Below are 19,114 nucleotides of genomic sequence, written 5' to 3'. Positions count from 1 at the left end.
TCTCCTATACCTTTATTTCTGTAACAAAAGCAACAGGATATAGAAATTTCCACTTATAGAAATAGGGATATTTCTATATTAAAAAGGAGATTAGAGTAGTGTTATGTGGTATATAAAATAGAATCAGTAATGTATATTATTCCAGCAACTTATCCAAAGTCCTCTCCTATACCTTCATTTCTATAAATTAAATAAAGAAAGAGTCTGTTTTGATCAATCTATTTTCAAAACACGCTCTTTCTTTTTGTTCATTTATCAAGGTTATTAGTATCAATTTGAACAAACATTATTTCGAAGCTACATTTGAAGAAATAAAAAGAATGACGCTACTAGCTCAAAAATAATGGTGTGTTAATGTAGCCAAGTACAAAGAAGATATTAAATAGTTAGCTTAAGTGACAAAGCGATTGATGAGGGAATATTATAAGGGAATTGCGGTGACGATATTTTTTTAACTACAAAAATATAGAAATATCCCTATTTTCACGTAGGGATATTTCTATATTTCTAAATCTCTGTTAATAATTTAAATTTCCTTTTCCGTTCGGGAGTTAATTGATTTTCTACATAATAATGTATAAGTAAATCTATTATTTCATGAGTATATTTCTTAATAGTGAGCTTCATGAGTGTTCCAAGCTCTTCATGAGTCATAAGATTGGCTAGAAGTTTTTAAACCGCCCTATTGGTTTTAAAATTCCATACATTCACTTGTCTTTACTCGTTTTCAGGTGAAGAAACAGGAGTATCTTCGTTATTTTTGATAAAAAATCAGGGATATATAGAAATAGGGATATTTCTATACTATGGGAGAAGAGCACAGGGATGATATGTGATACACGTAATAGAACTATAAAATTAACGGATATTGCTTAAATCATTGATGTCAAAAACGATAGACTACAATGAAAATGAAACTAAAATGATATTTCTGATCTTGAATAGATAAAAGCGTTGGAATTAGCTATTCAGGCAATTAATAATTTTTCTAATAAATTACTTATCTAATTAAATAGAGTAACGGGTACTTTAGTTCAACATGAATTAAACAACTTTAAAGAGTTTTACTATAAAAAAATATAAGAGCCTTGCTATATTTTTATATCGAAATTAAATAACTTTATTATCAATTTACATAAGGATGTTGCAGTGGGGCGAGAGAAGGAAAGGTTGTGGAGGAAGTTCTGGTGAGGCTATTTTTTAAAAACAAAAAAATATAGAAATATCCCTATTTCTATGTAGGGATATTTCTATATTTCTAAATCTCTGTTAATAATTTGAATTTCCTTTTCTGTTCGGGAGTTAATTGATTTTCTACATAATGATGTATAAGTAAATCTATTATTTCATGAGCATATTTCGTATTAGTAAGTTTCATTAGTGCTCCAAGCTCTTCCTTAGATTGACTAGAAATTTTAATACTACCTTGTTGGTTTTTAAATGTCTTTTTCTCTGGTGTTTGCTCCTTCTTTTGTTCCTGCTGATTTACTTGTTCTTGTTCATTTTTAGGTGGAAAAGTAGGAGTATCTTCGCCACTTTTTGTTACAACTGAATCCTCGGTTGGGATATAAGGATCTGTTGGGTCAAAATTGCTCTTTTTTCGGCCTAATAATCCAGGAGTTCTTGCCATGTTATACACCAACCTTCATACTTTCAAAAACATTGATACGAGATAATAATTCATCACTAATTTTTTCGTATAGTTCTATTACATTTAAATCATGTCTATCATTTTCAGTAATACCGTTAACATCAAACCTTTTAATACGTTCCATCTGTGGAACGATATTTTTAAATAGGTTTTCTTCACCAAAAATTTCACGAGCATTTTCCATAATGTATTCATCCACTTTACCATTATTTTTTAATAGAACTGGAAGAATACCTACAACTTCAATATCAAGATTATATTGCTCTTTTAATTTTATTAGTTGGTTAATGTAGTTTTCTGCACCTGTAAGAGAACGTTCTTGTGTTTGTAGAGTTATAAGAACATAATCAGAAGCTACAACTGCATTTTTTGTAACTTCAATCGACATAGGTGGAACATCGATAAATATGTAATCGTATTTATGTTTTATTTTCTCAAGCAATTCCTTAAAGTAGAAATCTTCCTCTTCTTCCGAAAAACACGATTTATATAGAAATTTTGCGAAATCTTGAAAATCAACATAAGAAGGAATTAAATGTAAATTTTCCATTATTTCAACTTCTAATCCATCTAAATTCCCCTCTTGAATTCCTTTCATCAATGTTTTAGTTAAAGCTATCTTTTCGTCAGGATTAAGGATAGATTTTGTTAACATAAGAGATTTTGTTGCATTACTCTGTGGATCAAGGTCAACGAGTAAAGTTCTTTTCCCCTTTTTTGCGAATTCATAAGAGTTTAATACAGCATTAGTGGTTTTACCAACGCCGCCTTTGTAATTCCCAACAGTAATTGTAATAGCCATTTATACCACTCCATTTATTTTCTGGAAGATTTCCCTATTTCTATATTTTAGTGAAAAGATTAGAAAAATAGGGAAATATCTAATTATAGAAATAGGGATATTTCTATGTTATAAAGAAAATTATAGCAGTGATATGTGGTACATGCAATAGAATCTGTCATTTATACCACTCCATTCATTTTTTGAAAAAGTCCTTATATCCCCATATCTCATGCTCGTCAAGCTAAGAAAAGCAAATATCCCAAAATGAGAGAATTGTGATATTACCAGTTAAAAAAGCCCGCCCATTCCTATCATTGACGTTGCATAAGCGTAACTTGATGACTATGGCCTACTTCAATATTTTTGATAGCGGAGGTAGGGATATATCTATATTGTAAAGAAGACTACAGTAGTGATATGTGGTACATACAATGGAATCATTAATTTTCAAAGGCTCCCCTTCCCCCCATTTGTAATAATAAAAGTAGAGGCATAGGGAAATATCCAATTATAGAAATAGGGATATATCTATATTACAAGAAAGAGTATAGTAGTGGTATGTGGTACATACAATGGAATCATTAATTTTCAAAGGCTCCCCTTATACCTCCATTTGTAATAATAAAAGTAGAGGTATAGGGAAATATCCAATTATAGAAATAGGGATATATCTATATTATAAGAAAGAGTATAGTAGTGGTATGTGGTACATACAGTGAAATCATTAATTTGTTCAAAGGCTCCCCTTATACCTCCATTTGTAATAATAAAAGTAGAGGCATAGGGAAATATCCAATTATAGAAATAGGGATATATCTATATTACAAGAAAGAGTATAGTAGTGGTATGTGGTACATACAGTGAAATCATTAATTTGTTCAAAGGCTTCCCTTATACCCCCATTTCTATAATAAAAGTAGAGGCATAGGGAAATATCCAATTATAGAAATAGGGATATATCTATATTAAAAGAAAGAGTATAGTAGTGGTATGTGGTACATACAATGGAATCATTAATTTTCAAAGGCTCCCCTTATACCTCCATTTGTAATAATAAAAGTAGAGGCATAGGGAAATATCCAATTATAGAAATAGGGATATATCTATATTAAAAGAAAGAGTATAGTAGTGGTATGTGGTACATACAGTGAAATCATTAATTTGTTCAAAGGCTTCCCTTATACCCCCATTTCTATAATAAAAGTAGAGGCGTAGGGAAATATCCAATTATAGAAATAGGGATATATCTATATTAAAAGAAAGAGTATAGTAGTGGTATGTGGTACATACAATGGAATCATTAATTTTCAAAGGCTCCCCTTCCCTCCCCATTTGTAATAATAAAAGTAGAGGCGTAGGGAAATATCTAATTATAGAAATAGGGATATATCTATATTATAAAGAAGATTATAGCCGTGATATCAGGACTACTTCATTTTGACACTTCGATCCCTAAAGGGGAAAGATGACTTAAGTCAGTGGGATTCGTGCTACAAAAAACAGGTCTATTTCTAGATGTCAAAAAGCCAAAATAAGATTGTGATACCGTACGAATTTCGTATTAACCGTAGGAACTACGGGATTATCCTAGTAGGCTAATCCCCCACTTCAAACAACCTATAAGGGTGTTAAGTGGAGGGTAGTTCAATTCAACAGAATTTAGGTCACATAAATATAAAAAGACCTTAGGATTATACCTAAAGGTCTTCTTTACTAGTTAGAAATCAAGCTCTTCGTTATCTTCTTCAGAAATCCCACCAAGTACTACCCTAGCGTTAATAATTTTACCTTCTTGCAATATGGGCTCCTCTGTTTTTAAATCTTCTTGTCTTTGTGCGGGAACAAATCCATTAGAAAGTAAAAGATCCAATTTATTTTCAACTGTATTTAAAAGATTTAATCTCTGTTCTACATTATCTAATTTCTGCAGTAGTTGCTCATAACGTTTTTCATTTTGTACCAGTTCAACAACAAATGCTGTTAATTGTCTACCATTAGCTTTTTCATTAAGGATCCTATATACATCTTCAGGCATATTATCAGCATGTAATGCCATTTTTCTATTTTTAGCCATTATCAGCACGTCCCTTTATTTTAGGCTAACTGTCCCTTCATCTCATCAATTACTTTTAATTCTAATGCAGCTAGATTAATTGTACGTGAAGTTGGAGCAAATACTTCTTTGTCGCTATTTTGAATAATATCGTTCAAGAAGAAGTGATTGTTTTTAGCAGCCATTTCTGACATATGATTCAATAAAGCGAGACGGATGTATGGTTCTAAAACGGGTGCTTCGCCTCCGATATAAATGAATTTCAATACTGTATTCGTACTAGATGGGATGAATACATCAAGAATTTTAGCAACTAAAATTCTTGCATATTCTTTCAGTGCCTCTACCATTTCATTTGTAAAATCATATTCTTCACCAGTATTTTCATTCGATAGTACATACTTTTGTACTTTATATTTATTAACTATAAATTTCTCTAATGTTCTTAGATCCTTAAAGTATTGAATCAATTTTTCTTTTCTAAAGCGTTCTAGGTATCCCAAGAATGGCTCAATATCGATAACTTGGAAAGAATCTCTGTGCTTAGGTGTAGTAAGCCCTTTACCTAATCGCACAGCATCTGTAGAACCGCCACCAATGTCAGTTAAAACTACTTCATAGTCATCGAATCTCTCAGATTCATAGCGCTTTTCAATACTAATTACATTTGTATTCTGATCTTTTGAAACCATTTTATATTTTAAAGAATGTCTAGCAACTTCTGATTCATTTCTACATTTTGCTGAATGGACTGTAATAGTTAGTTCTTTCTCCATTCCTGGTGTTAACACTTTAACTTTATGTTCACCGTTAAATCTTTCTTCCATTTTTTTATGGGCAATGCTAAATTTATCTTCGCGCTTTAAAAGCCAAATTGGAAGCATCATACTCATGTGTTCAATTTCAATTTCATTATCTTCTTGATCAGCTGTAAGGGCATGATAATATGCAAGTGCTCCTAAAAAGCATACGTATGGGATAGGACTATTTATTTTATCGTGCATCTTATTTACATGTGAGTTTGCTAACTGATTATCTTCAGCTAATTGCCCAACTAAATAGAAAGATTCTTCACCTTCGATTTCAGTGGAAATTAGTAATCTATCTAGTAAATCTTCTGGTCTAGAAATACGATCAACAAGTAAATCCTCAGCTTGTTTCTTTGAAATTTTAACTACATTCGTTGCAAGTTCAATATAATAACCATCAACCATGAAATTATTAAAACTATTTCCGAAATCCGCTACTTTTCTTCCAATTTTCATTTATAATTCCCCCTTTATACATTAAGTACGACTTAAGTCCTACTTTTGATTATGCTTTAGCACATTTAATCAAAAATAAGAACACTTTAAATAATAAGTACGACTTGAATCATACTTATTATTTAATTAACCTATATACTTAAAAAATTCAAAATAAACAAGGAAATACCTTCTTTCAAACGAATTAAACACATAACAGTTAGACGCCGACATGTCGAACATAAATGACGATGAATAACAGTAAAACAACAACATGACCGACATAAATGATGATGAATAATAGTAAAACAACAACATGACCGACATAAATGATGATGAATAACAGAAAAATAACAACGTGACCGACATAAATGATGATGAATAATAGTAAAACAACAACATGACCGACATAAATGATGACGAATAACAATGCAATGACAACATGACCGGCATAAATGATGATGAATAATAGTAAAACGATAACATGACCGACATAAATGATGATGAATAACAATGCAATAACAACAAATAACGATGAGGGGAGGATGATGGATTGAATAGGGAAGAACCTTATAAGAAAACATATTCCCTTGCAGATATAGCAAGGATGCTTGGGAAGCCACGGACAACCCTTCAGGCCTGGCGGGATCAATTCAAACCATACTTACCAACCGTTGCAGGGACGAAGGGGCGAACGCTGAGATATGAACAGGAAGCATTAGAGCTTTTTAAATTAATTGCTAACATGAAAGATGCACAAGAGCCACCAGAAATAATAGAACAGATGTTAAAACAAAATGTAGATTATATTGTAGTAGAGGAAAGTGATGAAGACAACGAAATAACGAAACCAATTATTCAGACGATGTATGAGAGTATGAAAGAGGTTTCTATATATTTTCAAGAGCAAAAAGCTATGAATATGGAACTTTTAAAACGCATAGACAATTTAGAACAAACTAATCAAACACTAACGAACAAGATTGATGAACAGCAAAAGACTATTGATAGAAAAATAAACAATAGAGATCAGCAGTTATTAGAAGTGGTTCGAGAAATACAAGAAACCAAAAAGTTAGTTGCATCTACTCAACAAGAAAAATCATGGTTCGCTAAATTATTTAAAAAATAACTTAAATAATACGTAAAAAAGTAGGGAAGTTTGTAAAAATACACAAGCTTCCCTACTTTTTTATAAATTTGATATATTTCCCCAAATAATCACAAAAATTAAGAGGGAGTCTTCTGTCAGAAAATGATAAAGAACATACGTATAATGTTTCCCTTTTAGGATAGAATACTGTATTTATTAAATCTTGTTTAAAAAATAAAATCATTATAAACATTAGAATCTATTTTAGAGATGCTAGGCTAGCTGTATCAAGGGACTCAAGATTTTACCTTAGTAAATTGCAAGGTTAATTTATGAGTAAATGATAGAATTTTCAGTTTCGTATGAGTAGAAATTTCATAGCTGAATAGTTTAGAAAAAGAGAAATAATTATAAGATCTGAGAGGTGTTTTGAATTTCTTTTTTGGGAAAAATAGTACGTTGCTCGGGGATTATAAGAGTACATGACAAATAGCCTTGCTAATTATATTATTTTTGAGCAAGGCTAAGTTTTAGATGTTTTTTTATTAGGGCTTTAGAGCGCCCATTTTTTGCAGAATGGAATCCATTTTCTTGTTATTAAGCCAGTCTATAATTGGAAGTTTGGTTTCATATTTTTGTGCATGTTCCATATTAGTTAAGGCTTCTTTCGCTTCATAATCGTTACGCTCTTTTCTTTGTTTAGATTTTTCAGCGAACAATTTCATAAAATGAGCGGGATTACTTATTTCAGCTTGATTATATTCAAAACGTTCAACGCATTTTTCAAAATCCCATCTTTGATAACGATCAATTTTTTTCGGCATTCTTAAGGCTATAGTATAAGCGTCCTGTTCTGTTAAATATGTTACTGGTTGACTTGTTATATAGCGATATGCTTTTTTCTGATCTTCACTTAAGTAATCATTTAAATCTTGTAATCTATCAATAGCATTTTGTGAATTAGTATTTGATCTTTCTAGTTCTTCAAAATTTAAAATATCTATGCCATTAGATAAAGTATTCTTTTCCTCATGTTTGGATTCAATAACTTTTTTAAAGAGTTTTTTCTTTAAAAATTTAGTGAAAGTAGAACAAACATCAATTGCTACAGCACATTTCACCTTGAAATATTCAATGATTTTTAAATAATTGCTATGTAGAGTTAAAATGTAAATTGAAGGGGCAATTTTACCATGTCTTCGTACTTTGATTTGTTGGCAAACTCCCAAGTCTTGTAACCAATTAAACACGTAGTTAATAATTGGTTTTGAAATACCTGATTTTTTGCTGATATGCTCTTGCTTTACTTGAGAATACCCTTCTTGTACTAAATACGATAAAACAGTTTCTAATGCCTCATATTTTCGTTTGGTAAGATAATCTTTTGTGGTAACACCTTCATATTCTAGGACAATATTATCAATATAAGTAGTAACTTTCTTGATTGCTTGATTAATAGCCCCAGTTTTCTTTGATAAGTGATTGATGTGGGGACTTAGTTCCGCTTTTGCTCGACTAAGTAAAAAGTTGTGCAACAACACAGAAAAAACCTCCTAATTTTCCCACCACAAATAAACAGGAAAACAGAGGTTTTATATTCACATCGTATGTACCTTATGGTATAATTTTAATATCAAGTATGATATTAGAGAAAAACACATACATTTATAATGTGAATTTAAAACCCTATCCAGAGGAGTTTTTAATTAGTTCGAAGTTTGCCGACCTAGACTAATTAAAAACCGTGCGGTGGGGTTTTATTTTTTATATAAATTTAATATTAGTAGCATTAATCGAACCGTTTTTAATATAGGTAATTTATAATGTATTTGTAAACTATTTTACACATAGTTTTTTGAAATATCAACTAAGAATAGGTTAAAATTCAGATGAGAAAGTGTGTTATATTTACTGAAAATTAAGATAATTATATAGAAATATAGAATAATGTATATTGGAACGAAAGTTTCATTCATTTCTGTTAAGATGTATTTACAGAATATTCTATACGTATAGAATTTCCTATACATTAGCATTTCAAGAGGATGTGAGGGTATACCATGATTCTAGAAAGAATCCATAAAGACTTAAATGATAAAGGTATTACTAATAGACAACTTGCAGCAATATTTGATACTAGTCATTCTAAAATAAATGATTCATTTACTAGGAAAAGAGAGTTTGATTTTTATATTTATACTGAAATATTGAATATGTTATATCCACATGATTATAATTTTAGGAAAACGGAAGTACTGAAATATTGTGAAGAAGCAAAGCGTAAAGTGAATTTGAGAGTTGCCTTGGAATATTTGGATATGTGTGGAGAATTAGATGTATTACAGTATTTAATTGATAAGGAAAAAGGATCTAACAATATACTGAATCGTAAATTTGCATATGCTTATGAATTACTTCATTTAAGAAATGCTGGAAACATGAATACGCAAACTTTTTTAAAAACAGTGAAAAAGAAAATGGAACAGAGAAAGAGTGCAGATGATATCAGCAAAATTCCAATGGATTTTTCACTAATCTATGCTTTTTTTGATCATCGAAATTATAATTTGGTAAGTGAATATACAAATGATTTATTATCACAAATTAAAAAAATGAAAAATCCATTTTTACGTTCTTCTTATGAATTACGCACTATGGAATTGCTTGCTACAAGTTTTCATAGGAATAACGAGCTAGAAAAGGCAAGAGAATTATGTAATGAAATGATTGCTAGACAAGGGAAAGTAGCTTTAATACCTAAAGCAACAGCATATTGTATCATGGGTGAGACATATATACTAAGCGATTATGAATTATCTAAGTATTACTTGGATAAAGGGTTGCAACTTATGATAGCCCCAAATAACAAAAAAATGCTCAAGAAAAAACAAATGATACAAACTACTCTAGATTTTCTTAACATACATCTTGAAAAGGATCTAGATGATATAAAACCAAAAAATCCGGCAGAACTTGCATATTTGTATGTCAAAAGAGGGTTGAATCAACAAGCAGATAATCTTATTGAAGAAATCAAAAGGAAAAATGGTTTTTTGACACCGCTACAAGTGTTCATTCAGGCTCTTGCAAGAGAAGATATGGCTTTAATGAGAGAAGCATTATTGGCATTTGAGAGGAATAACGACTTGTTCTATGCAGAACTTCCTAAAAATGTACTAAAATTGAAGTAGGGGTGGTACAAGTGAAAAATTGGACAAAAAAAACTTATTTGCTAATTACAATAACAGCATTAGCAATGCTCCCCATGCAAGGGAGTATTGCTAAAGTTATTCAATATATGATGATAGATCCTGGTGGCGGTGCTGGGTGATAGGCTTGTTAAACGATGACACTACAAAAAATTGTAGTGTCATTTGTTATTTAAGGAGTGGAACATTTGTTGGTAATTTGTAATGTTTCGTTCCACTAATGCGTAAAAATAGGGATTTATAAAATAAAATCCATCTCACAGGAGAGTGCCTATTTGATGAAAAAGAAAAATATATGTAAACGAGTTGATTATGATTTCTTGGTATCAGTGTTGTCACAAACAAGCGATTATGTTGAACTACACAGTAAATTAAAAACGTATATACGAAAAAATAAAAACTCAAAATCTAGTCTAAGAAAGAGAGTAAATTAAAAGGGGGAAATTTATTTCTTTGTTTTTTTAACTTTGTACCCGAGAAATTCTATGTATTCTAATAATCCTTTTTCTATTTCTTGACGTTCATCTTCAGAGACTGAATTAAGGTCCTCATATAATTCTTTTGCTAATCTACTTATTTCATTTTTATTAGAATCATCGTCATTTCCAACTAAATAGTCAACTGAAACACCAAAAAAACGTGAGATTTTTACTAACATTTCATAATTTGGCTCAGCTCCTGAATTTTCCCAATTGGAAATTGTTGTTTGTGCAATCCCTAATGCTTTTCCGAGAGCGGTAGCGCTCATGTTTTTTTTGTTTCTTAATTCTCTTAATCTTTGTCCAAACATGATTTTTAGCTCCTTTTAACTATATTGTTGTTATTTTTCAAAAAAGTTAACACGATATGCGTTGACTTTGGGCTTAAAGACGAATAAACTGTAAATAAGGGGGTGAGATATTTGACAGTTCTAAGAGAAATTCGTGAGTCAAAGGGTTATACAATTAAAGAAGTTTCAAAGGGTTCAAAAATTCCTACAAGTACTTTATACGATGTAGAATCGGGGAGAAAAGGTTTGATTTTTAGTAGAGCAAAAAGTATTGCGGATTTTTTTGAAGAACCAATTGAGAACCTTTTTTTTGCAACTTACTATCGGGCAAAGGTGGAATAAACTATTTTCAAAAAAATAATTATACATTTATATTGTAAATGAACTGCGTAGAAAAGGTACAATTTTATTGTTATTTTTTAAGATTTTAAATCTGGAATTTCTGATTTTTATCATTTCAATACACATATAAAAAACATTTGTATCAGATGAATATCTACTTAACAGAAACCTATTCTTTTGAAATTAAAGAAGCTGGTCAAATTATTAGGCATTCAGTGAAGGGGCAAAAGAAGTCGATATAACATCAACCGGATTAACCACACAAACTAGAAATACCACAACCACAGTTACTGGAACAACCAAAAGCACCGAAAAATCCGTCACTCCACAAATAAAGCAACCACAAAAGATTGTTATGAAACCACAACTAGAACAAACACCAAATAAAGTAGAAAGTAACCTTCCAGCAACAGACAGTAAAGTCGAAAATCCATACATAAAATGGATTGGTTTTGTATGTGTCGCACTTGGCTTAATTGGAGCCGTATTTGCAGCAAGAAACCGTAAGCTCAATCCGCATTACAGCACATATACGAAAAAGAGGCAGCACAACGCATTATCACTTCGTACAACACAACAATCCTAGCATGATATCAAGCACTCGTTCACTATTTTATCCTATCTAGATGGCTAGAAAACTATACAAGGGAGAAGCGTTTTTCTCCCTTCTTTATCAAAAATAGGAGGCGTTCATATGGGAAAAGAACAAAGACTCACATTTTATGATATTGCCGCATCACAAGCTCATAGTGTTAAAACTTTTGATGGAAAAACATACGAATTGAAAGGCACCATCGCAATTGAAAATGACACAGGAAGCATTGAAAATGTAGCTCAAATTTATTATCAAGTGCGTTCTGTCAGAGACGAACATCAAAACTTGATCGCAAAAAGGAAACATAAACAAGCGGAATTAGTAGCCGTAAAACAAAAGTGTAAATAAAAAAAGCGATTTTGAAGTGTGCTGAGAACATAGCACAAAGTAAGTTGCTCTTTGACAATTTAGATATATATTGTGTATATCTTCCTTTCAGTAATGATGTAGAAGGATGATATACGGCTTTCAATATATATGCGTGCCTCCCTTGAAACGGTCACTAGAGGGGTTAGGTATACGATTATCGTTAGAAGAGTGCGTACGTAAAACTCATATCTGTGACCATTGGAAATGCATTGTATCAAAAATCTGTTTGCGTTAGTGATCGTGAGGAATATCCCATTTTGACATTCTGAAGAAGCGATGAACCATACAAACAGTAGATACATAAGGTTCTACGTTCATGCCAAAATACGTAGTGCGGTATTGGGCATATAGAAGCTAGGTCGGGGTTAGTTTCTATACGCATTCCAATACAGGGTTCGTCATTCCAGCCATAAATGATATTTCCATTTTCTATCCCACTTTCCTATAAATGTTATAAAATAAAGACAGATGTTGAAGGTTAAATGTGTCTCATCACACTTCAAAATCGCTTATTAAAATATGACATAGGGAGGAACATGCATGAGTCGTAAAGGGTGGATCATTTCCGCTGTTGTTGGACTGTTAATTGCAATTGGTATTGGTTCAACATTTGTCTTTAGTTCGGGAAAAGGGGAAGTAATGGAACTTAGTCCGTTAGAAATGAAGAAGTTCATGAGTGAGGATGGAACAGGTTTTGTTATGCTAACGTCTAACATGAGGCATAGTGAAGATTGGATCTTCCTTGTAAAAAAACTAGCTGAAAAAGAAAAGATTGAAGTAAAGGGTTTAGATGAAAATCGTGACGATATTCCAAGTACAAGTAACCCTCATGATTGGGGATTATCTCAAAGAAGGGATACTCTTGCATATTATGAAAAAGGTAAGGTGAAAAAAGAGATTAAATTCACAATTGATAAACCTTCAGAACTTGAAAAAGAAGTTAGCTATTTTATTCAAAATTGTAAAGAGCAATATCAGAAGTAATCACATAATCATTGAAAGGTGGTGATACAGTGGCGATTACACAAAGGGAATTAAAAAAAGAAAAAGATATGGTAGCAAACCTATTAAGAGCCAATGGTCAGGATTATAACCATTGGCTTCATTTACATCATCAGAAATACATTGAAGAAAATCAAGATTTAGTAATGAAAGCTTTACAAGCTTATAAAGTAACATCAACAGAAGTAAAAGAAGACAGCAAGTCGAATGAGTCAAGTCAGCTTAGTAACGTATAAGCATCTAAAAATGAAAAGGGAGTGAATGTATATGTCAATGTTGGAAACAGTAGCTCAAATGTTAGTGTTAGGTGATGCGATGGACGGTCTAATTCAAACAGGTAATTCATTTATTGCATGGATGCAAAGAGGGGCAATGGTTAGTACAGCGATTGTATTTTGCTGGGGCGCTTATCTCTTAATTTGGGGCGGTGAACGAGGAAGACATAAATGTATTTGGTGGTTTCTTGGTGGGGCAGCCGGACTTGTTATCGTAATGGGATGCCAATACTTAGCAGAGAGCGTAAATAGCAATGTGAAATTTGGTCAAATCTTATTCCCATTTCTCTGGATGAAATAGTGAAAAATATAAATAAGGCAATGAGGAGGCTATGCAAAGGGTATGGCTTTTTTTGTTGCCTTTTTTCATTGGAATTTAAAGTAAATGTGAGAAAGGAGAAGCCATGTTTGTCATTTTTAAGAGTAATAATGGAACAGAAATTGAGTCAGGTAAGCAATATTCGTTTCATGAAGCTTATACCTTAACTAAACGATTAGAACGTGTTTATAGAGAAGCAGGACACCAAGAACATATTGATTTTGATTTGTTAGATGGTCATTCTAATGAAATCTATAACGGTACGTTATCACTTGGTTCGAGATATGCAGATCATATTTTTGATCACATTTCTAAAAAAATGAATGTGATGCAATTAGATCCAGAACAAGAGGAACAAAAGAAGGAGCTGTTAGAAACGTTAGAAAGGGAAATCAATGATTCTCCTTTTCATGAAGAATATGAATATCAAGAAGAATTACCAGAAAGAACGGAAGAACCCTCTTATAGTCCATCGGATGAAGTGAAAAAACAAGTAAAGCCTGGAAAGGAAAATAGAAAAGGATTCAAGATTATTGCGAGTGTCATAGGAAGTGTGGTGTTAATTGGAGCTGGTGCCATATTTGCCTTTAAGTTATTCTTTTCCGAGCCAGTTTCGAGTGCAAATGCTGGCTCGGAACAATATGTAGTAAAAGGATTACAACAGGCAGCCATTCAACAGTATGGAGAAGCTGTTAAATACTTTGATAAGGTCAATTACACAGAAGTAGATAAAGACAGTCAAAAGGCAGTTTTATTTACTTATTTATTAAATGGAAAGGCAAATAAGGCATTACAATATGAGCCGAAATTTGCAGAAAGTGTGGTTGCTTATTTTATTGGGATAGACAACATGAATAAAATCAATGAAATCGATGTCAAAAATGATGTAATCGACTTTGAAAAGGCAGCGCTTAATAAGAAATATGAAGAGGTCATCAAGCTTAAAGGGAAAGTCAATATGGACGGTAGACGTGAAAAGCTCATCGTTGAAGCCTTTGTAAATCTAAAAAAATATGAAGAATGTTATTCTTTTGCCAAAACGCAAGGAAATAAAAACTTGATGAAAGAGGTCAAAGAATTAGAGAAACGAGATATCCAACAATCTACGATAAGTGAAGAGGAAAAGAAAGCTAAGATTGAAAAAATTGATAAAGATCTACAGAACATCTAAGGGGGAAAAAATAACATGCCATTAAATTATGAGAATTTGTACAAAAAAATGGGAATTGTTTTTCTTGGTGGTTCATTGATATTGAGTACTACAGGGTGCAGTTGGTTTGGAGGTAAGGAATCATCAAAAAGTAAACCAGCTATTACAAAAAAGGTAGATAAGAATAAGCCGGAGGAAAAGAAAGAAAATCTGAACAAACAAGATTTCGAAGCAATTACAGAAAACGCAATTCAAAGTAAAGATAATGAAGTTGCTTATGTACTCGAAGAGCTTGATAAATCAAAAATTAATTTTAAAGAAAAATCTATTGTAAGTAATCTTCAAAATGGGGATGAAACGACTTCTCGTGTTCTAGCACTCTTTGATAAAGAAACAACAGATAAATCAATTCAAGATACGGCAAAGGATAATGTGATTGCAGCTATTACAGATAATAAGCCACAAGTTACCGTGAACGGAGATCATTTTGCATTTGGAGATCAAAATATTGATTCTTCAGTAGCGAGTATAGGAGACATTCTTCCACTAGAGAAGAAACCAGATGTAATTGTGAACCCACCAATTACACCGGAAGGTGAGAATGGTAATACGGAAAGTACAGGGACAGAAAAACCAAAACCACCTATAGAGCCACCAACAGAACCGGAGAAACCGACAAATCCAGAAAAGCCAACAGAACCGGAGAAACCGACAAATCCAGAAAAGCCAACAGAACCGGAGAAACCGACAAATCCAGAAAAGCCAACAGAACCGGAGAAACCGACAGATCCAGAAAAGCCAGCAGAACCGGAAAAACCGACAGATCCAGAGAAACCAACAGATCCAGAGAAACCAACAGATCCAGAGAAACCAACAGATCCAGAGAAACCAACAGATCCAGAAAAACCAACAGACCCAGAGAAACCAACAGATCCAGAAAAACCAACAGATCCAGAGAAGCCAACAGATCCAGAAAAACCAACAGATCCAGAAAAACCAACAGATCCAGAGAAACCAACAGATCCAGAGAAACCAACAGATCCAGAAAAACCAACAGATCCAGAGAAGCCAACAGATCCAGAAAAACCAACAGATCCAGAGAAACCAACAGATCCAGAGAAACCAACAGATCCAGAGAAGCCAACAGATCCAGAAAAGCCAACAGAACCGGAGAAACCAACAAATCCAGAAAAGCCAACAGAACCGGAAAAACCAACAAATCCAGAGAAACCAACAGATCCAGAGAAGCCAACAGAACCGGAGAAACCAACGAATCCAGAAAAGCCAATAGAACCGGAAAAACCAACAAATCCGGAGAAACCGACAAATCCAGAAAAGCCAACAGAATTAAATAAACAAGAGTCAAAATCAGATGTAACAGTTTAAAGGGGGATTCGCTTGCCCATGTACAAGGATAAAATTTCAATTAAATATAAGTTAGCTGAAAAAAAAGTACTCATTCCATTGAGTACTTTTTTGTTTGTTGGAATGTTTTTAATCGCTAATTTTTTACTCAATTTATCTTTAGAGCTGATAGAAACAACATTTAGTGACTTATTACATCCCAAACCATTTCATATAGATTTAGGATTTCTTTTTCGGATGCCGATTGCAGAGCATCCAATTTACTACTTACTTGTTTTCCTTTTAGTGATTGGAACCATAGTGAGAACAGTGTACAAATTGAAATCTTCCTTTAAAAACTTAAATAATCATCAGAAAGGATCTAGTCGTTTTACAACAGTTGAAGAGTTGAAAAAGCAATACCGAGCTGTACCAGATCGAGAGGAATCATTTAAAGGTGGCGGTGGTGTTGTTATCTCCCGGCTAGGTGATAAGGTATTCATTGATGATAGCCCGGTAAACAACTTAATTATCGGTACAACACGCTCTGGTAAAGGGGAAACCTTTGTATTTCCTACAATTGATGTCTATTCTAGAGCGGAACATAAACCATCTTTAATTTTTAATGATCCAAAGGGCGAATTATTCAGTGCATCGAAAGAAACACTGGAAGAACGAGGGTATCACATTGAAGTTTTGAATTTATTAAACCCACTCGATTCTATGAGCTATAACTTATTGCAGCTTGTCAAAGATGCCTATAAAGATGGAGATTATTCAACGGCACAGGCATTATGTAAAACACTCTCACACACTTTGTATTACAACCCAACTGTAAAAGATCCTTTTTGGCAACAGTGTGCTATGAGCTTGTGTAACGCCATGATACTAGCAGTTACAGATAAATGTATTGCGGAGGGTACAGAAGAAAAAATCACAATGTATGCAGTTGCAAATATGTTATCGGAACTTGGTTCAAAAGAGGTAATCGTAGATCCGGAAGCAGATCCACAAAATGCATTAGATTTATACTTTGAAGGCTTACCAGCTGATAGTGTTGCGAAAATGCAATATGCAACCTCAAACTTCTCGAAAGGAACGACACGAGGCGGAATTTTCACCCAAACAATGAACGGACTTTCTATTTTTACATTTGATGAAATCGCTAAAATGACAGCAAAAAATAGTGTGGATTTAAAACGTGTCGGTTTTGGAAAAACGATAAAAGGAAAAGTGACACCTAGAAAACGAGTAGAAATTGTGTTTCCAGATGGCTCAAAGGAGTCTATCAAGGCAGATATTACAGGACGTTTTGCATTAGATTTTAAACAAGTAATAAAAGTTGGAGATACCATTCAATGTAATGAAAAGGAAAATCCTCAAACGAAAACATCTATTTCTATTACAAAAATAGATGAAAAAACGGGTCATACAGAATTTAAAATAGTAGAAGAAAATGAAGATATGGAAATAACAAAAGTGGATTATTTCGATAAACCAGTCGCTATTTTTATGATTACACCAGACTTTGATTCTTCGAATCATGTGATTGCTTCTATTTTTGTAAGGCAGCTTTATTTTATATTGGCTAAGGGTGCATCCCTTGCTCGTGGAGGGAAATGTCACCGTGAGGTGGTTTTTTGCCTAGATGAGTTTGGTAATATGCCTAGTATTGAAGGAATGGCGAATATTATTACGGTTTGTCTCGGTAGAAATATACGTTTTAATCTTATCATTCAAGCATATTCACAATTGAAAAATAAATATGATAAGGATGCAGATACCATTGATGGAAACTGTGGGAATACGATTTACATTCTAACAAACGATCAAGAAACAGCCGAAAAAGTGTCCAAAAAGCTGGGGAATCAGACAATTAATCTACCTTCCCGAAGTGGAAAGGGTCTTTCTACAGATAAAAATAAAACGGAAGGTTTAGATCAACGACCGTTATTAACAGCAAATGAACTTATGAATTTTAAAGAAGGAGAAAGTGCCGTTATTCGTGTCATAAAACGTCAGGATAATAACCGGAAACGTATCAGACCTCGACCAATTTATAATACGGAGGAAACAGCTTTAAAATATAGATGGGAGTACTTAGGAGTAGAATTCGATACAGATAAATCTATTTTAGATATAGATATCCACTCCTTACATGATGATGTAGAACCGAAAAAACTTATTGTAGATTTTCTAGGAGAAAGAAAGGAAGAGCGAATTGAGAAAGTACCATCAGAGCCGGAACAGGAAAATTTGTCACCAGTAGATACACCGCAGCTAGTAGAAGAACCAACAATGATGGGAATTGATGAAGATATTCCGGAAGAGGCATTTCAGCAGGAAGATAGCCCGTTTGATTCCCTCACCATTGAAAATTGGAAGGAAAAAACGGTTAATGAATTTTTTGAATCTGATTTAGCGGTTTTGAAACTGGTTGATAAGTTCTTTTTAGCGCAGTTAGGCAAATCAATAGATGAAGTTGAAAATCAAGAAATGGGCGAGTTTTACAGTGAATTTCAAATGTTAGCTCACAATGACCACATCGACAAAAGTGTTTATCAAGCAGTCGAAAACAAGATTAATCGAATCTTGCGTGATTTAAAAGAAAAAGAACAAGTAACAAGTTAGAAAGCACTCAAATGATTGAGTGCTTTTTTGAATCCAAACATAGAGGAGGAAGAGGGAATGTGTGTACCGACAATAACGGATAAAATGCAATTGATTTTAGATAGTTACTCGCCATTTGTAACAGAAGAAAATGAGGTCATCCTTGGTCTAGAAGATGCAGTTCTTTTCCTTTCAGTAGATCGGGAACAAAAAGGGAAATTGATTATTCGTATTGACAGATTGAATGAAAGGGTGAACTGGACAGCAAAGGAAGTATTAGGGCAGTAGTAAGCATGAGAGGAGGA

Annotated in this window: 19 protein-coding genes and 1 pseudogene; 13 read left to right on the top strand and 7 right to left on the bottom strand. The window is 32.9% G+C overall.

Going from position 1 to position 19,114, the window contains the following annotated elements:
• Positions 1 to 1,258 precede the first annotated feature (1,258 nt).
• The 5 genes from FT637_RS25905 to FT637_RS25885 all read right to left on the bottom strand — a co-directional run bounded on the left by FT637_RS25905 (position 1,259) and on the right by FT637_RS25885 (position 6,246).
• Positions 1,259 to 1,630: a hypothetical protein gene (locus tag FT637_RS25905; protein WP_193648740.1), complete on the bottom strand. Its 372-nt coding sequence runs from the start codon at positions 1,628 to 1,630 to the stop codon at positions 1,259 to 1,261.
• Position 1,631: 1 nt separating this feature from the next.
• Positions 1,632 to 2,453 (bottom strand): ParA family protein, encoded by an 822-nt coding sequence (locus FT637_RS25900; protein ID WP_193648739.1) that lies wholly within the window; start codon positions 2,451 to 2,453, stop codon positions 1,632 to 1,634.
• A gap of 1,699 nt (positions 2,454 to 4,152) precedes the next feature.
• Complete coding sequence (locus FT637_RS25895) at positions 4,153 to 4,509, bottom strand: hypothetical protein (protein WP_193648738.1); 357 nt, start codon at positions 4,507 to 4,509, stop codon at positions 4,153 to 4,155.
• A 20-nt stretch (positions 4,510 to 4,529) separates the two neighbouring features.
• Positions 4,530 to 5,753 carry a ParM/StbA family protein gene (locus FT637_RS25890; protein WP_193648737.1) on the bottom strand — a complete coding sequence of 408 codons (1,224 nt, stop codon included), beginning with the start codon at positions 5,751 to 5,753 and terminating at the stop codon, positions 4,530 to 4,532.
• 199 nt (positions 5,754 to 5,952) lie between these two features.
• Positions 5,953 to 6,246 carry a hypothetical protein gene (locus tag FT637_RS25885; protein ID WP_193648736.1) on the bottom strand — a complete coding sequence of 98 codons (294 nt, stop codon included), beginning with the start codon at positions 6,244 to 6,246 and terminating at the stop codon, positions 5,953 to 5,955.
• 39 nt (positions 6,247 to 6,285) lie between these two features.
• Here FT637_RS25885 and FT637_RS25880 point away from each other — a divergent pair, with 39 nt between their 5' ends.
• The gene (locus FT637_RS25880; protein ID WP_193648735.1) at positions 6,286 to 6,864 is read left to right on the top strand and encodes a DUF3967 domain-containing protein; all 579 of its coding nucleotides are present in this window, start codon (positions 6,286 to 6,288) and stop codon (positions 6,862 to 6,864) included.
• A gap of 506 nt (positions 6,865 to 7,370) precedes the next feature.
• On the opposite strand, the gene FT637_RS25875 is transcribed toward FT637_RS25880, so the two are convergent.
• Positions 7,371 to 8,366 (bottom strand): Replicase RepFR55, encoded by a 996-nt coding sequence (locus FT637_RS25875; protein WP_193648734.1) that lies wholly within the window; start codon positions 8,364 to 8,366, stop codon positions 7,371 to 7,373.
• Positions 8,367 to 8,885: 519 nt separating this feature from the next.
• Here FT637_RS25875 and FT637_RS25870 point away from each other — a divergent pair.
• Positions 8,886 to 10,016: an AimR family lysis-lysogeny pheromone receptor gene (locus tag FT637_RS25870; RefSeq protein WP_193648733.1), complete on the top strand. Its 1,131-nt coding sequence runs from the start codon at positions 8,886 to 8,888 to the stop codon at positions 10,014 to 10,016.
• A gap of 11 nt (positions 10,017 to 10,027) precedes the next feature.
• Positions 10,028 to 10,156: a hypothetical protein gene (locus FT637_RS30380; protein ID WP_264675657.1), complete on the top strand. Its 129-nt coding sequence runs from the start codon at positions 10,028 to 10,030 to the stop codon at positions 10,154 to 10,156.
• Between the two features lie 323 nt (positions 10,157 to 10,479).
• Here FT637_RS30380 and FT637_RS25865 read toward each other — a convergent pair whose 3' ends face one another.
• Complete coding sequence (locus FT637_RS25865) at positions 10,480 to 10,824, bottom strand: helix-turn-helix domain-containing protein (protein ID WP_193648732.1); 345 nt, start codon at positions 10,822 to 10,824, stop codon at positions 10,480 to 10,482.
• Between the two features lie 111 nt (positions 10,825 to 10,935).
• On the opposite strand from FT637_RS25865, the gene FT637_RS25860 reads away from it, so the two are divergent.
• The 10 genes and pseudogenes from FT637_RS25860 (at position 10,936) to FT637_RS25815 (ending at position 19,097) form a co-directional block, all read left to right on the top strand.
• Positions 10,936 to 11,145 carry a helix-turn-helix domain-containing protein gene (locus FT637_RS25860; RefSeq protein ID WP_193648731.1) on the top strand — a complete coding sequence of 70 codons (210 nt, stop codon included), beginning with the start codon at positions 10,936 to 10,938 and terminating at the stop codon, positions 11,143 to 11,145.
• Positions 11,146 to 11,261: 116 nt separating this feature from the next.
• Positions 11,262 to 11,653: pseudogene (locus FT637_RS30125) on the top strand (adhesin); the annotation flags it as partial.
• A gap of 186 nt (positions 11,654 to 11,839) precedes the next feature.
• Positions 11,840 to 12,088 (top strand): hypothetical protein, encoded by a 249-nt coding sequence (locus FT637_RS25850; RefSeq protein WP_193648729.1) that lies wholly within the window; start codon positions 11,840 to 11,842, stop codon positions 12,086 to 12,088.
• Between the two features lie 561 nt (positions 12,089 to 12,649).
• The gene (locus FT637_RS25845; protein ID WP_002193591.1) at positions 12,650 to 13,093 is read left to right on the top strand and encodes a hypothetical protein; all 444 of its coding nucleotides are present in this window, start codon (positions 12,650 to 12,652) and stop codon (positions 13,091 to 13,093) included.
• 29 nt (positions 13,094 to 13,122) lie between these two features.
• Positions 13,123 to 13,347, top strand: coding sequence for a hypothetical protein (locus FT637_RS25840; protein ID WP_193648728.1), 225 nt, complete (start codon positions 13,123 to 13,125; stop codon positions 13,345 to 13,347).
• Between the two features lie 31 nt (positions 13,348 to 13,378).
• Positions 13,379 to 13,687: a hypothetical protein gene (locus FT637_RS25835; protein WP_193648727.1), complete on the top strand. Its 309-nt coding sequence runs from the start codon at positions 13,379 to 13,381 to the stop codon at positions 13,685 to 13,687.
• Between the two features lie 103 nt (positions 13,688 to 13,790).
• A complete protein-coding gene (locus FT637_RS25830) occupies positions 13,791 to 14,876 on the top strand; it encodes a hypothetical protein (RefSeq protein ID WP_193648726.1) in 1,086 nt (361 codons plus the stop codon).
• Between the two features lie 15 nt (positions 14,877 to 14,891).
• Positions 14,892 to 16,241: a hypothetical protein gene (locus FT637_RS30120; RefSeq protein WP_227493963.1), complete on the top strand. Its 1,350-nt coding sequence runs from the start codon at positions 14,892 to 14,894 to the stop codon at positions 16,239 to 16,241.
• A gap of 18 nt (positions 16,242 to 16,259) precedes the next feature.
• Complete coding sequence (locus tag FT637_RS25820; protein WP_193648725.1) at positions 16,260 to 18,830, top strand: VirD4-like conjugal transfer protein, CD1115 family; 2,571 nt, start codon at positions 16,260 to 16,262, stop codon at positions 18,828 to 18,830.
• A 57-nt stretch (positions 18,831 to 18,887) separates the two neighbouring features.
• The gene (locus tag FT637_RS25815; protein ID WP_000338017.1) at positions 18,888 to 19,097 is read left to right on the top strand and encodes a hypothetical protein; all 210 of its coding nucleotides are present in this window, start codon (positions 18,888 to 18,890) and stop codon (positions 19,095 to 19,097) included.
• Positions 19,098 to 19,114 lie beyond the last annotated feature (17 nt).

Source organism: Bacillus cereus, assembly GCF_015071065.1.
Classification (GTDB): domain Bacteria; phylum Bacillota; class Bacilli; order Bacillales; family Bacillaceae_G; genus Bacillus_A; species Bacillus_A cereus_BA.
The sequence above is the reverse complement of the archived record's forward strand: the minus strand, read 5'-3'. Positions and strand labels throughout refer to the sequence as shown.

What these genes read in the sequence shown, in the direction of transcription:
- FT637_RS25905 (WP_193648740.1), bottom strand. Translation starts at nt 1,630, where the DNA reads ATGGCAAGAACTCCTGGATTATTAGGCCGAAAAAAGAGCAATTTTGAC.
- FT637_RS25900 (WP_193648739.1), bottom strand. Translation starts at nt 2,453, where the DNA reads ATGGCTATTACAATTACTGTTGGGAATTACAAAGGCGGCGTTGGTAAA.
- FT637_RS25895 (WP_193648738.1), bottom strand. Translation starts at nt 4,509, where the DNA reads ATGGCTAAAAATAGAAAAATGGCATTACATGCTGATAATATGCCTGAA.
- FT637_RS25890 (WP_193648737.1), bottom strand. Translation starts at nt 5,753, where the DNA reads ATGAAAATTGGAAGAAAAGTAGCGGATTTCGGAAATAGTTTTAATAAT.
- FT637_RS25870 (WP_193648733.1), top strand. Translation starts at nt 8,886, where the DNA reads ATGATTCTAGAAAGAATCCATAAAGACTTAAATGATAAAGGTATTACT.
- FT637_RS25865 (WP_193648732.1), bottom strand. Translation starts at nt 10,824, where the DNA reads ATGTTTGGACAAAGATTAAGAGAATTAAGAAACAAAAAAAACATGAGC.
- FT637_RS25850 (WP_193648729.1), top strand. Translation starts at nt 11,840, where the DNA reads ATGGGAAAAGAACAAAGACTCACATTTTATGATATTGCCGCATCACAA.
- FT637_RS25845 (WP_002193591.1), top strand. Translation starts at nt 12,650, where the DNA reads ATGAGTCGTAAAGGGTGGATCATTTCCGCTGTTGTTGGACTGTTAATT.
- FT637_RS25835 (WP_193648727.1), top strand. Translation starts at nt 13,379, where the DNA reads ATGTCAATGTTGGAAACAGTAGCTCAAATGTTAGTGTTAGGTGATGCG.
- FT637_RS25830 (WP_193648726.1), top strand. Translation starts at nt 13,791, where the DNA reads ATGTTTGTCATTTTTAAGAGTAATAATGGAACAGAAATTGAGTCAGGT.
- FT637_RS30120 (WP_227493963.1), top strand. Translation starts at nt 14,892, where the DNA reads ATGCCATTAAATTATGAGAATTTGTACAAAAAAATGGGAATTGTTTTT.
- FT637_RS25820 (WP_193648725.1), top strand. Translation starts at nt 16,260, where the DNA reads ATGTACAAGGATAAAATTTCAATTAAATATAAGTTAGCTGAAAAAAAA.
- FT637_RS25815 (WP_000338017.1), top strand. Translation starts at nt 18,888, where the DNA reads ATGTGTGTACCGACAATAACGGATAAAATGCAATTGATTTTAGATAGT.